This window comes from Anabaena sp. UHCC 0204 (genome assembly GCF_009711975.1).
Taxonomy (GTDB): Bacteria; Cyanobacteriota; Cyanobacteriia; order Cyanobacteriales; family Nostocaceae; genus Dolichospermum.
Window position 1 is genome coordinate 136,309 of record NZ_VIKW01000011.1, and the last position, 13,211, is coordinate 149,519.

Annotated in this window: 13 protein-coding genes and 1 pseudogene; 10 read left to right on the plus strand and 4 right to left on the minus strand. The window is 36.7% G+C overall.

The window, feature by feature from the left end; all coding sequences use genetic code 11:
* The coding region (locus FJR04_RS11895) for a pentapeptide repeat-containing protein (protein ID WP_168494915.1) at positions 1–387 on the minus strand (387 nt) is incomplete at its 3' end.
* A 300-nt stretch (positions 388–687) separates the two neighbouring features.
* Here FJR04_RS11895 and FJR04_RS11900 point away from each other — a divergent pair.
* The 7 genes from FJR04_RS11900 to FJR04_RS11930 all read left to right on the plus strand — a co-directional run bounded on the left by FJR04_RS11900 (position 688) and on the right by FJR04_RS11930 (position 6,167).
* Positions 688–1,164 (plus strand): DUF29 domain-containing protein, encoded by a 477-nt coding sequence (locus FJR04_RS11900; RefSeq protein WP_168494917.1) that lies wholly within the window; start codon positions 688–690, stop codon positions 1,162–1,164.
* A gap of 376 nt (positions 1,165–1,540) precedes the next feature.
* A complete protein-coding gene (locus FJR04_RS11905; protein WP_168494919.1) occupies positions 1,541–2,002 on the plus strand; it encodes a DUF29 domain-containing protein in 462 nt (153 codons plus the stop codon).
* 287 nt (positions 2,003–2,289) lie between these two features.
* Positions 2,290–3,546 (plus strand): VWA domain-containing protein, encoded by a 1,257-nt coding sequence (locus FJR04_RS11910; RefSeq protein WP_168494921.1) that lies wholly within the window; start codon positions 2,290–2,292, stop codon positions 3,544–3,546.
* A complete protein-coding gene (locus FJR04_RS11915) occupies positions 3,543–4,823 on the plus strand; it encodes a VWA domain-containing protein (RefSeq protein ID WP_168494923.1) in 1,281 nt (426 codons plus the stop codon). Before FJR04_RS11910 ends, FJR04_RS11915 begins: the two co-directional genes overlap by 4 nt.
* Positions 4,824–4,981: 158 nt before the next feature.
* Complete coding sequence (locus FJR04_RS11920) at positions 4,982–5,314, plus strand: hypothetical protein (RefSeq protein ID WP_168494925.1); 333 nt, start codon at positions 4,982–4,984, stop codon at positions 5,312–5,314.
* Complete coding sequence (locus FJR04_RS11925; RefSeq protein ID WP_168494927.1) at positions 5,311–5,742, plus strand: HEPN domain-containing protein; 432 nt, start codon at positions 5,311–5,313, stop codon at positions 5,740–5,742. Before FJR04_RS11920 ends, FJR04_RS11925 begins: the two co-directional genes overlap by 4 nt.
* Positions 5,743–5,774: 32 nt before the next feature.
* Positions 5,775–6,167 carry a VOC family protein gene (locus FJR04_RS11930; RefSeq protein ID WP_168494929.1) on the plus strand — a complete coding sequence of 131 codons (393 nt, stop codon included), beginning with the start codon at positions 5,775–5,777 and terminating at the stop codon, positions 6,165–6,167.
* 29 nt (positions 6,168–6,196) lie between these two features.
* Here FJR04_RS11930 and FJR04_RS25920 read toward each other — a convergent pair whose 3' ends face one another.
* Entirely contained in the window at positions 6,197–6,424 is a 228-nt protein-coding gene (locus tag FJR04_RS25920) for a hypothetical protein (protein ID WP_217359328.1), read from the minus strand.
* A 319-nt stretch (positions 6,425–6,743) separates the two neighbouring features.
* Positions 6,744–8,522 carry a penicillin-binding protein 2 gene (gene mrdA / locus FJR04_RS11940; RefSeq protein WP_168494931.1) on the minus strand — a complete coding sequence of 593 codons (1,779 nt, stop codon included), beginning with the start codon at positions 8,520–8,522 and terminating at the stop codon, positions 6,744–6,746.
* Positions 8,523–8,628: 106 nt separating this feature from the next.
* On the opposite strand from mrdA, the gene FJR04_RS11945 reads away from it, so the two are divergent.
* Genes FJR04_RS11945 through FJR04_RS11955 form a run of 3 tightly spaced genes read left to right on the plus strand, consistent with a single transcriptional unit; the run spans position 8,629 to position 11,783 of the window.
* Entirely contained in the window at positions 8,629–9,765 is a 1,137-nt protein-coding gene (locus FJR04_RS11945) for an ABC transporter ATP-binding protein (RefSeq protein ID WP_168494933.1), read from the plus strand.
* A gap of 40 nt (positions 9,766–9,805) precedes the next feature.
* Entirely contained in the window at positions 9,806–10,888 is a 1,083-nt protein-coding gene (locus tag FJR04_RS11950) for a spermidine/putrescine ABC transporter substrate-binding protein (RefSeq protein ID WP_168494935.1), read from the plus strand.
* Positions 10,889–10,892: 4 nt separating this feature from the next.
* The gene (locus FJR04_RS11955) at positions 10,893–11,783 is read left to right on the plus strand and encodes an ABC transporter permease (protein ID WP_168494937.1); all 891 of its coding nucleotides are present in this window, start codon (positions 10,893–10,895) and stop codon (positions 11,781–11,783) included.
* A 143-nt stretch (positions 11,784–11,926) separates the two neighbouring features.
* Here FJR04_RS11955 and FJR04_RS11960 read toward each other — a convergent pair.
* Positions 11,927–13,211: pseudogene (locus tag FJR04_RS11960) on the minus strand (hypothetical protein); the annotation flags it as partial.

Sequence of the window (13,211 nt, forward strand, 5' to 3'; positions counted from 1 at the left end):
GAAGGCTCCGGCTCCGGCTACGGCGAAGGCTCCGGCTATTAAACCTTTGCGAATAGTGACAATACAAAAGACTGTCACAATAACCAGGGAAACTATTCCAGCAATAAAGTTTTCAGAGTTGTTGGTATCAAAAATAAATGCTACAAATACGCCAATGAAGATTGAGAAAACCCCTGATAGTGCTGACATTAGCAACACGCCTATGAGCAAACCAATTACCCAACGTCGTTGTAGTCCAGCCTTAGCACCACTAAAATCAGCACCTTTAAGAATGGCGTTGGTAAAATTTGCCCCTCTAATATCAGCTTTGCTAAAGTTAGCTCCTGTCAGGTCTTTACCTTTAAAAGAGTGTCCTCGGAGATTTTTACCGGAGTAGTCTGGCGGCATAATCGCGTCAGTAAGAGTTTATCCTATTAGATTTTATACTAATTAGGCATTATTCCTGGTTTTAGCAGAATTTTGTTAAGTTTGGCTTTTTGTAATAGAGGCAAATATTTTTAAACTAAATTAAAATAAGTAGTGAGACAGAATTAATTACACAATGTCATTGCGTATCTCTGACGGGAGGCGTTAGCTATATGCAACGAAGTAGAATGAAGCAATGCCAACCCTTGCGATTGCTTCGCTTCGCTCGCAATGACTGTAAATATTTTTGTCCAATTACTTAAGAACTTTTTCAGGAAGATTATGAACAATCAACTCTATGAACAAGATTTTAATGTTTGGCGAGAAACTATCATTAAAAAAATCAAACAACAAGATTTTAATGATATTGATTGGGAACATTTGCTTTTAGAATTAGAAGATATGGGGAAATCAGAAAAACGGTTATTTTTGAGTAATTTAACTATCTTAATTGCTCACTTACTCAAATTGACGGTTCAAGCTGATGCTCCCGAAATGATGAAAGGAAGTTGGTACAGTTCTGTTACTGAACATCGGTTTCGAGTTAAAAAAGATTTAGAAGAAAATCCTTCTTTTAAAAATTATCTCCATGAAGTTATTTCTATTGCTTATGCTGATGCTCGAAAATTGGCAATTAAAGAAAGTAAAAATGCTAAATTGGGAGTCAGAAAACCAGATGAAACAGAATATGCTCTTGATTTTCCTTTTACTTTAGAACAGTTATTAGATGAAGATTTTTATGGGGATTTAGGAGAGTGAGGTTATATATAGCAATCCTATTTGATTTATAAACGGAATTTTTCAAACGAACCGCAGAGACGCAGAGAGCGCAGAGGTAGAGAAAAAGAGGTGTTCATATCTTATTTAGGATTGCTATAGTTAGAAAAATTGTCAGAATCAGGTGGTTATCGAGTTTCGACTACGCTCAACTACCGCGAAGTCGAGATAATGTCCAGGATTTAAGGATGTACAGGATTAAGACTGAGATTTTATCACCCATTACCAATTACCTGTTACCAGTTTCAACTAGATAACCAGCGACTTAATTTATTAGATATCCTCAAGGTGAATATGAAGAAAGAGACGCAATAGAATGATTTACTGATAGAATTATTGCAGGAGGTTAGAAATCATTATGACAACACATCAACCAACAGTCATTACCAATGATAATCTTTACGAGCAAGATTTTTATCTGTGGATAGAAACAATATCTAAACAATTAAAAGCAGGGAAAATTGCAGAAATTGATTTAGCAAATCTGATAGAAGAAATTGAAAGCATGGGAAAAAGTGAAAAACGGGAGTTAAAGAGCCGTTTAATTGTGCTATTAATGCACTTACTAAAATGGCAATATCAACCTGAAAAACGTAGTGAAAGCTGGCGCAGTACGATTACAGAGCAACGTATTTGTATTGAATTATTATTAGAAGATAGTCCTAGTTTGCAACCTCTACTTATAGAAATATTTGCAGATTGTTATGAAAAAGCTCGGTTAAGAGCATCTGAAGAAACAGGAATTAAATTAAATTTCTTTCCTAAAGAATCTCCTTTTAGTTTAGAAGAAACCCTAAAAAATTACTTTTTAAATAATTAAATTATATCAATTTTCATGTTTATTTGCTCACATTTCAGGCACTGTTTTAGAGTGTTCCAAACAATAAATGATTCAAAACTAGAGATTGCTTCATTCCGCTCTGCTCTATTTGCAATGACAATTGGGCATTTTTTTACTTGCAATACTCTTAGGGAAAGTTAAGGCTTTTATTCGAGTAATTCTCAGCCTGTGACTCCTAAATTAACTTATTTTCCGTAGTGTAGAGGATGTCGTGTGAAGTTATATATAAAATTATGTATGTCTAAACTAGATAGGAAATTGAAATTATGAAAGTTAATTTACAAGTAGCCTTAAATGATGCAGGTGTGGATGTCAATCAAGCCAGCACTCAACGTCAATTAGCAATTTCGGTTTCTGCTAGTGGTGAAACTATAGATCGGACTGTGCCATTGAACTTATGCTTAATTCTCGATCATAGCGGTTCAATGACGGGAAAATCCCTGGAAACAGTGAAAAATGCGGCTTGTTTGTTAGTAGATCGTCTGAGTTCTGAAGATCGTCTCAGTGTAGTTGTTTTTGATCACCGGGCTAAGGTTTTAGTCCCAAATCAGTTAATTACAGATCGAGAAAATATTAAAAAGCAAATTAAGCGGCTAGAAGCTGATGGGGGAACGGCTATTGATGAGGGTTTACGCTTGGGAATTGAGGAGTTAGCTAAAGGTAAGCATGATACCGTTTCTCAAGCATTTTTACTCACTGATGGGGAAAATGAACATGGTGATAACGATCGCTGTTTGAAATTCGCCCAATTAGCCGCCAGCTATAATTTAACTCTGAATACATTGGGATTTGGTGACAATTGGAATGATAAAGTTTTAGAAAAAATCGCTGATGCTGGGATGGGAACGTTGTCTTATATTCAACACCCAGATCAGGCTGTAGCTGAGTTTGGACGGTTGTTTAGTCGGATGCAAACAGTGGGATTGACTAACGCTTATCTGTTAATATCACTGTTGCCAAATGTGCGTTTGGCTGAACTCAAACCGATCGCTCAAGTCTCACCAGATACTATTGAGTTACCAATACAGCCAGAAAGTGATGGCCGCTTTGGGGTGAGATTGGGCGATTTAATGAAAGACGGAGAACGGGTAGTTTTAGTTAATATTTATTTGGGACAGTTGCCAGAAGGTAAACAGGCGATCGCTAATCTGCAAGTTCGCTACGATGATCCTGCCCATAACCAAATCGGGCTATACTCCCCCAATCTACCAATTTACGCCCAAGCCACCAGGGACTACCAACCATCGCCAAATCCTCAGGTACAACAATGGGTTTTAGCTTTAGCCAAGTATCGTCAAACTCAATTAGCAGAAACGAAATTACAGCAAGGTGATCGGGCTGGTGCAGCGACGATGTTACAAACGGCGGCTAAAACTGCTTTGCAAATGGGAGATGCGAATGCGGCGACGGTGTTACAAGTATCTGCTACTCGCTTACAGGCTGGGGAAGAGTTATCGGAAAGCGATCGCAAAAAGACCAGAATTGTCTCGAAAACTGTGTTGCAAGATGCTGCTCCTCAATGAAAGTTCAACTAACATCGGCTCTAAATGATACTAACGTTGATGCTACCCAACAGAGTAATCAACGTCAACTCTCAATTTCTATTTCCGCTCTGGCTGCTGAATTTGAACAAACTTTGCCCTTGAATCTCTGCTTGATTCTTGATCAAAGTGGTTCTATGTCGGGAGAACCGATGAATATTGTGGTTCAAGCAGTCGAGCAATTATTAGATCAGTTAAAGGTAGGCGATCGCGTCTCTGTGGTCGCCTTTGCGGGGACTTCTGGGGTCATCATCCCCAATCAAATCGTCCAAGATATCGAAACCATCAAAACCCAGCTAAAAGCCAAGCTCAAGGCTGCTGGCGGGACTGTGATTGCTGAAGGTTTATCCTTGGGAATTACAGAACTACTCAAAGGCACAAAAGGGGCTGTTTCCCAAGCTTTCCTCCTCACAGATGGACATGGGGATAATGGTTTAAAGATTTGGAAATGGCAAATTGGACCCAATGACAATAAACGTTGTTTGCAACTTGCCAAAAAAGCCGCCAAACTGAACCTCACCATTAACACTCTTGGTTTTGGTAATGATTGGAATCAGGATTTATTGGAAAAAATTGCTGATGTCGGTGGTGGGACTCTAGCTTATATTGAGAATCCCCAACAAGCCGTCACTCAATTTGCGAGGCTGTTTCGACGGGTGCAGTCGGTGGGATTAACAAATGCCCACTTACTCCTATCCTTAGTTCCTGGTGTGCGTCTTGCTGAACTCAAACCCGTTGCCCAAGTTGCCCCCGATACTATTGAATTACCAGTAGAAACAGATGCAAATGGGACTTTGGTAGTGCGGTTAGGGGACTTAATGAAAAATTCAGAACGGGTAGTTTTAGCGAATATTTATTTGGGACAATTACCAGAAGGGAAACAAGTCATTGGCCATATCCAAATTCGCTATGATGATCCATCTCTGAATAAACAGGGGTTATTTTCTCCATTAGTGCCAATATATGCTAATTTCACGAAGACTTATGAACCTGCTCTTAATTCCCAGGTGCTACAGTCTATTTTGCTATTAGCTAAATATCGTCAAACTCAATTAGCCGAGGCAAAATTAGAATTAGGCGATCGCACTGGTGCGGCAACTATGTTACAAACTGCTGCTAACACTGCTTTACAAATTGGTGACACCAATGCAGCCACGGTGTTACAAGTTTCTGCCACTCGCTTACAAGCTGGTGAAGAACTTTCAGAGAGCGATCGTAAAAAGACAAGAATGGCATCAAAGACAGTTTTGAAGGAATAGCTGTAGGGTGGGCTAAAAAGCCTACCCTTTAGAATATAATAGAATCATCTTATTTTCTGTTCAATTATTTTATAATAATCAAATTCGTCGCCAGGACTGGAAACATCAAAATATAAAAGTATTATTCCATTAGCTAACGAAAAAATCAGGAGTAACTAATGCTTGCTCAAAGTAAAACAATTAATGATTTCTACACAGTAGAAAATACTGTTGATGTCAATAGATTTTTGCAAAATCATTCAAATCTGATAAATGTTATTCTAGAAGCTCATCCACAAATCAGAAAATATTTCCCAACAGAGGAATTACGATTGAAGTTGTATGTAGATCCTGAATCTTCAGAATGGGAATATCTGATTATCTCTATCTGCGCGAATCCAGAATCTGCTGATGAAGGTTTAAATAAACTAGATGAATTTAAGGAAAATTGGTGGAGTGATGCGTCATATGGAGTTGCTGTAAACCTCTCTATAGATTTGGAGTTTGAATGAATTTTAACTGGTCAAGTTATCTAGAGGTTGCAGAGATTCTGTTCCAGGAAGTACGTAGTTCTTCGGGTCAAGAAATGGATTTCTCGCTTAAAGAAGCTAAAATACGTTCCTCTATTAGTAGAGCGTATTATTCAGCTTTTTGTCTTGCTAGAAACTACTTACGTGATATTGAAAGAGATAGTGAATTACAACATCAAAGAAATGATGTACATAAATATGTCATAGATAAATTATTCAAGAGTGAAATTAAAGAATTGAGAAACCTAAGCGACGAATTACGGACGCTGCGAAGAATGAGGAATACAGTTGACTATGACGATAAAATTATCAATCCTTATATTTTGCTTACTAATGCTGATAAGGCTCTAAATCGAGCTAATAAGATTATTAAACTTCTAGAGGAATTGAGCAAGAAGCAAGAAAAATAAAAATTTTAACTGAGCATCTACTTGAACTATTTATGAAAATTTCCGGTGTTCATCATGTTGCTATTATTTGTTCTAATTACCAAAAATCTAAACATTTTTATGTTGAAATTTTAGGCTTTGAGATTATTCACGAAACATTTCGGACTGAAAGAAATTCTTATAAATTAGATTTAAAAGTAGGAAATACCCAAATTGAACTTTTTTCTTTTCCCAACCCTCCCGCAAGAGTTGGTTATCCTGAAGCCTGTGGTTTAAGACATTTGGCTTTTGCAGTTGAGGAAATTGAAGAAAGTGTAAATTACTTAAAATCTCATCATATCGAAGTTGAAAATATCAGAGTTGATGAAATTACAGGTAAAAAATTTACTTTCTTTAAAGATCCTGATAATTTGCCTTTAGAAATTTATGAATTTAGGACAATTTAATCTGAACATCAGAGAATATTTTTAGTTTTTTACCCCATCTCATTAATCCAGCTTTGAATTGCACTGAGTAAGTTTGATTGATTTGGTGGAAAACCTTTCAATGGTGCGTCTAATGGTTGTTCTGTGATAAAGGCAATTTTTAACACATCTGTTAGTTTAAGTAGGTGAACAGAAAAATTTAAAGGTATGTGACAAAATGTAAATTCAATGAATGCCTTGCAAATAGGTTGTTTTACGGTTTTTACAAAACTAAACATATATCGTTTTTATTATGTTTACCTACTTACTATAGCGGTATGCACTCTTTGTGAGATACAGTTATCCAATCGCAAACTCTGTAGGGGCGCAGGGTCTGCGCCCTCAATTGTATTGCATCCTACCGATAACCGCTATAAAGCCTATTTTAGCTTTTGCAGTTGGAGAAATTGAAGACAGTGTTAATTATTTAAAATCTCATCATATCGAAGTTGAAGATATCAGAATTGATGAAATTACAATTAATCTGAATTCAGAATTCTGAATTCTGGATTACCAATCACCAATTACCAATTACCAATCACCCATTACCCCAATTACCTACTTTCGAGAAAAATGCTTTTGCATTATTTCTAAAATCATGGGTGCAGCAACACTACCACCACCACCACCGGAATGTTCAGCAAAAGCCACCACTAAAATTTCTGGTTTATCAGCCGGTGCATAAGCCCCAAACCAAGCATGATTTTCTTTAGCTCTTCCCCTCCAAGCTTCAGCAGTGCCACTTTTACCAGCTATAGGAGGAAGAGAGGGGACATTTAATACCTTACCTGTACCTTCAGTAATTACCTTCCGCAAACCATCACGCAAAATTTTAATGGTTATGGGTTTGAGATTTAATGATTCTCTCCAGCTTTTTGCTTCTTCATTATCTTTAAGTAAATGTGGTTGTACCAGATAACCACTATTGGCAGGTACAGCAAACATGACAGCGACTTGTAAAGGTGTTGTTTGTAAAGCCCCCTGCCCAATAGACATATTCACCGTGTCACCTACACTCCAAGGTATCTTCCATGCTTTCCGCTTCCAATTATCATCGGGAACTAAACCTTTAGCTTCTTCTGTAGTAAAGTCAAAACCAGTTTTTTGACCAAATCCATATTTACGAGTCCATTCAATCAATGTTGGTCCACCAACTTTCTTAGCAATTTGATAAAAGAAAGTATCGCTACTCCACTGCATAGCCCCTACAAAACCTAATGGTCCAAAACCGGCATGATTCCACTCACCAAACCTAGTTCCACCAATAGTTAAAGAACCATAGGTTTGCAATACTGTATCAGGAGAAAATTTACCTGATTCTAGTGCAGCCGTTGTCGTCACAATTTTAAAGGTACTTGCTGGAGGGAAGGCACTAATAGCACGATTGACTAAAGGATATCGAGAACCTTGGACGGTTTCCCAATCTTTTTGGGAAAGTTTTTGTTTAGAAAAGATATTGGGATCAAAGGTAGGATGAGAAACCATCGCTAAAATAGCACCATTTTTGGGGTCCATTGCGACTATTGCCCCATTCCGATTACCCAAAGCTTTTTCTGCGGCTATTTGTATATTTAAATCTATGGTCAAGCGTAGATCATTACCAGATTTTGCTTGTTTAGTTCCTAATACTCGTAGAGGTCTACCGCTTCCATCTACTTCTATTTGCTGACCTCCCCATTCGCCTCTTAATACTTTTTCATAAGCTTTCTCTACTCCCATTTGACCAGTGACATCTCCCAATCGGTAGCCTTCAGTTTTCTTTTCTTCTAACTGTTCAGCCGTAAGTTCACGGGTATATCCTAGTATATGAGCTAATTCCCTCCCGTAAGTATAATAACGGACTGCTTCAGTATTTATTTCTACTCCTGGTAGTTCGCTTTCGTACTCTCTCAATGCTGTCACCTGTGCTTCATTTAAATTGCGAGCAATGCGAATCAGCGAAGAAGGATTGACAGTAGATTGTTTAAGTATTTTTTCGATCTCTTCTTGAGGGATGTCCAAAATTTTTGATAGCCGTGGACCAACAATTGTCCATGTGGGATTTTCATGTGCCATTGGCCACAAATACACAGATCGAGGATAACGAGTGCTGGCTAACAATTTACCATTCCTGTCAAAAATATTACCCCTTTCTGGTTGTTTGGGAATAATCCGAACTCGGTTGGATTCTGCGCGTATGCGGTGGTTTTTGCCTTCTACTATTTGCAAATAGACTAACCGAGCGCTGATTCCCGATAACATTAATAATGTGAATAAAATTACAAATGTAGACTGGACACCACGTCCAACTGTGCGTGTATTTTTTTGACTACTAAGTAATGGTGGTAAGATAGCCATAAGACCAAAAGAAATTTTGGGATAAACAGGGAACAGGGAATAAGTAACTAGTGACAACGGACAACTGACAACTGACAATTAATATCAGGGCATTCTACTAAAGATTATGGCTCAAACTGTGGTACAGAATCAAAAAGGTTTAAAAACATTACAGCCACTTGATGTTGAATTGCGTAATGTGTTCAAATTTTTCAACCAAGAACCCGCAGTACATGGAGTGGATTTGGATGTTAGACAGGGAGAGTTCTTTAGCATTTTAGGTCCCTCTGGTTGTGGCAAGACAACTACACTCCGCTTAATTGCTGGGTTTGAGAGGGTTGACGCTGGTAAGTTGCTAATTCAAGGTCAGTTAATGACCGATATTCCTCCTCATCAGCGACCTGTGAATACTGTATTTCAAAGTTATGCTTTGTTTAATCACTTGAATGTGTGGGAAAACATTGCTTTTGGACTGCGATTGAAAAAAATATCTAAATCAGAAATTGCTAGTCGTGTTACAGAAGCTTTAAAGCTCGTAAAAATGGAAAGTTTACGATCGCGTGTTCCCAGTCAATTATCAGGTGGACAACAACAACGGGTAGCTCTAGCAAGGGCTTTGGTTAATCGTCCCGCAGTCATCCTCTTAGATGAACCCCTTGGAGCATTAGATTTGAAACTTCGTAAGGAAATGCAAGTTGAATTATCCAATCTTCACAAGGATTTAGGGTTAACTTTTGTTATGGTGACACACGATCAGGAAGAAGCACTATCTTTATCTGATCGGATTGCGGTGATGAATCAAGGCAAAATAGAACAAATCGGTACTCCCAGCGAAATTTACGAACGCCCTCAGACGGCTTTTGTGGCTGATTTTATTGGTGATACTAATCTATTTAGTGGTGAAATTGCGGAAATAGATGCAGAATGTATCAAGATTTCCACTAAAACTGGATTAACTATAATTGTTAATCGTAGTGAACAAACATCCCTAGAAGTATCCCAAAATGTTATCGTCAGTGTCCGTCCTGAAAAAATTCAACTTTCTCTTTATCCACCTAATATACCTACAAATTGTTTTGAAGGACGGCTAATTAATGTCATGTATTTAGGTACTCATGTTAATTATGTGGTCGAATTAATCAACGGTATTAATATCAATGTTTTACAACCTAATAGTTATGGTAGCTTACCAGATCGGCATACGCCCATTTATGCTTGGTGGGAAAAAGCTGACTGTTTAGCTATTAGCCAAGTTGATAATTGACAATTATCAATTATCCGTTATCAATTATCAATTTGTTTAGATGACTAACAGACGTAAATTTCTCCAAAAAATGGCAGTATTTTCTACCTTATCTTTAGGTAGTTGTGGCTGGCGACTAGCTAATGTAAGTTCCAACTATATTAGCTCAAATCAACGCGATCAACTCTATGTTTATACTTGGACGCAATATACAGATAAAGAATTACTAACTACTTTTACTACCCAAACGGGGATGAAAGTAATAGCCGATGTATACGATTCCAATGATGTCATGTTGGCTAGGTTGCAAGCGGGAGGTGGTGGTACTTACAGCATTATTTACCCTTCTGACTATATGGTACAGAAAATGGTAGAAAAGGGTTTATTAACAGAGATAGATCATAACAAATTAATTGGCTTAGATAATTTATTTCCACAATTTAAGAATCCTATTTATGATCCTAATAACCGTTATAGTATTCCCTTTAATTGGGGAACAACGGGTTTATTATACAACTCAGAACAACTGTCAAATGCACCGGAAGATTGGGAATATCTTTGGCAAAACCAAGCGAAATTAAGTAAACGGATGACATTACTTAATGATGTGCGGGAGGTAATGGGGGCAACTTTACGGATGTTGGGTTATTCCTATAATTCAAAAAACGCAAATGAAGTTAAACAAGCTTACGAAAAACTAAAATCACTCAAACCTGCGATCGCTGCTTTTGATACTGATGCTTGGCAAAATAAGATCCTGGCTGGGGATCTAGCGATCGCTATGTGTTATTCTGCTGATGCCGTAAAAATTACCAAAGAGAACCCCAAACTCAAATTTGTTATTCCTCGCAGTGGTTCTTCATTATGGACTGATACTATTGTCATTCCTAAATCTAATCCTAATATTGATGGTGCTTATGCCTGGATTAATCTGATTTTACAACCAGATATAGCTGCTCAAATTTGTGAAAGACTATTTATTTCTACACCTAATCGCGCTGGATTTGAACTATTACCAAAGACAATTCAAGAAAATACTAATTTATTTCCTCCAGAATCACTTTTAGATAAGTGTGAACGTCTGATTCCTGTAGGAGAATTTGAAGAAGTTTATGACCGCTATTGGACTCAATTATTAACTTAAAAAAATGGCATCTTCCAGCGATCTTCAGAAAACAGAAAAATTACCACCTACTTGGGTAAATTGGCTATCTCCTTTAGGATTACTAGCACCATCTGGCATTTGGTTATTGATTTTGTTAGTTTTGCCAACATTAATAATACTGTTATTAAGTTTAGTTCCGAATATTCGACCAGGTGATTTAGTAAATCCTAGTGGTTTTGATAACTATATTCGTATTTTTGAACCGCTTTATTTAAAAGTCATATTCAACTCACTTTTTTTAGCATTTGGTACTACCGTTATTACTTTAATTTTAGGTTTTCCCGTAGCCTATTGGATTGCTCAAATGGTGTCACCTCGTTGGCAAAATTTGTTACTATTAGGTTTCGTTTTACCGTTATGGACTTCTTCTTTATTGCGTTCTTACGCATGGGTGACAATTTTACGTCCGACTGGATTATTAAATAGTTTATTAACCAGCATCGGTTTACCTGCTTTGGATATCTTGAATAGTTATCCAGCGGTATTAATTGGGATGAGTTATAGTTTGTTACCCTATATGGTGTTAATTTTATATGCTTCTTTAGAAAAGTTAGATCAACAGTTATTAGAAGCTGCTGCTGATTTGGGTGCAAATCCAATGCAAACTTTTTGGAAAGTGACTGTACCTCAAGTTTTACCAGGAATTGGGGCTGGTTCACTGCTAGTTTTTATTACTGGATTGGGGGATTTTATTGATCCAGAATTACTTGGTGGTGCTTCTAGTATGACAGCAGCAAGGTTAGTTTATAATCAGTTTCTTGGTGCTACTCAAAATTGGGGTTTTGGTTCAGCTTTGAGTATGACGTTGATTTTGATGGTGAGTATAGCGATCGCTCTTGTGATTAAATTCGGTGAAGCAACACCCAAAAAATAGCAATCTCTAGTAGTCTGTCAAATATGTTTTGACGAATAAAGAAGAAACGAACCACGAAGGACGCAAAGAGCGCGAAGGAAGAAGGAAGAAGGAAGATTATTTATCCGTCAATTACTTCTTGACAGCTTACTAGATAAGTTTGATCAGGTAAATGTGGACTTCTCATCTCTTTTGTTAAGTATACCTTTAATATGGGTTAAAAATGCTAGAGAATTGAAATTTCCTCTATTTTGATTATGGGGAAATAACGCAAGTTGACTCACTGATTCATCTCCAATTAAATTTTGATAAGGATCTAATTTTAATTGAATATCTCTAGATTTTTCATAGCGAGAAAAATGAAATAAGGTTAAACATTGGAGAATCTCATTCTTTAATTGACTATCATTATAAATTAACCCTTTTCTGATATCTTCATCATCTAAAATCCCCTCATAAATGTTCAATAATGTCGCATAAGACATGACTCCATTATAATTTACATCCTTTGCAACTTGCATTCCATTAAATAAGTTAAAAAAGATCACAGATTGTTTGTTATTATCTTCTGCTAAATTCGTAAGTTCTAGGGTATCTTGAATATATAATGATGTTGATGTAGTCTTCCCTGGTATTTTGACTGCGTAATATTTTTCAAAGAACATGGGATAAATTTTGATGTCATGTCTTTCTTTTTTTAATGCGGTAATAACGTTTTGCGACATAAAAAATAGTTCTTCATTTTTTGTCACTTGGGTAATATGTAATGTGCTGCTATAGGGAACTTTCGCTATATAAATAAAGTGTCTGTATCCTTGTTTATATAGTTTGTCTACATTTTCCACTACTACGGTAGGATATTCAAACATTTCTTCATGATCTTCAAAGTTCTCTGAGAAGGTTTTAAAAAGTTGAAATCTTGCACTTTTTCGTTTCATCTGTAGGGTAATAATTTCTCCCATCAGATTGGACTTTTTCGCTTTTGTTGTCCATTTACTATCACATTCTCGACTAGAAACTACGATAATTGCAAGTTTGTCAAGTTCCTGAAATGCAAATTTATCAGTTGCGGATAAGTTGAATTTTTTGGGGATAACAGAATACAAAGAACTGAGAACATTAGGAACTTTATGTGTTACCTTGTTAGTAATAACTATTCCCTGTTCATTACTGCGATATCCATCATTAAGTAAATGGGATAATACTTTAGTTAAGGAAACTATAAATTTTTCTATTTGTGAATCATCAGTTTTTTCTTTGAGATGTATTCTTAAAAGAGGAATAAATGGTTTTAGCTGTTTTTCTAAAATGACGTGAAGACAAATATACGCTAGTAAGCTATATGCTATCTTATAAATAATTTCTTGCTGGGGTTCTAGTTTGTCATTTTCGGAACGATGGGGAAAAATTAGCAAATTACGATGTTGTAAGTTTTTATTATAAAATTCA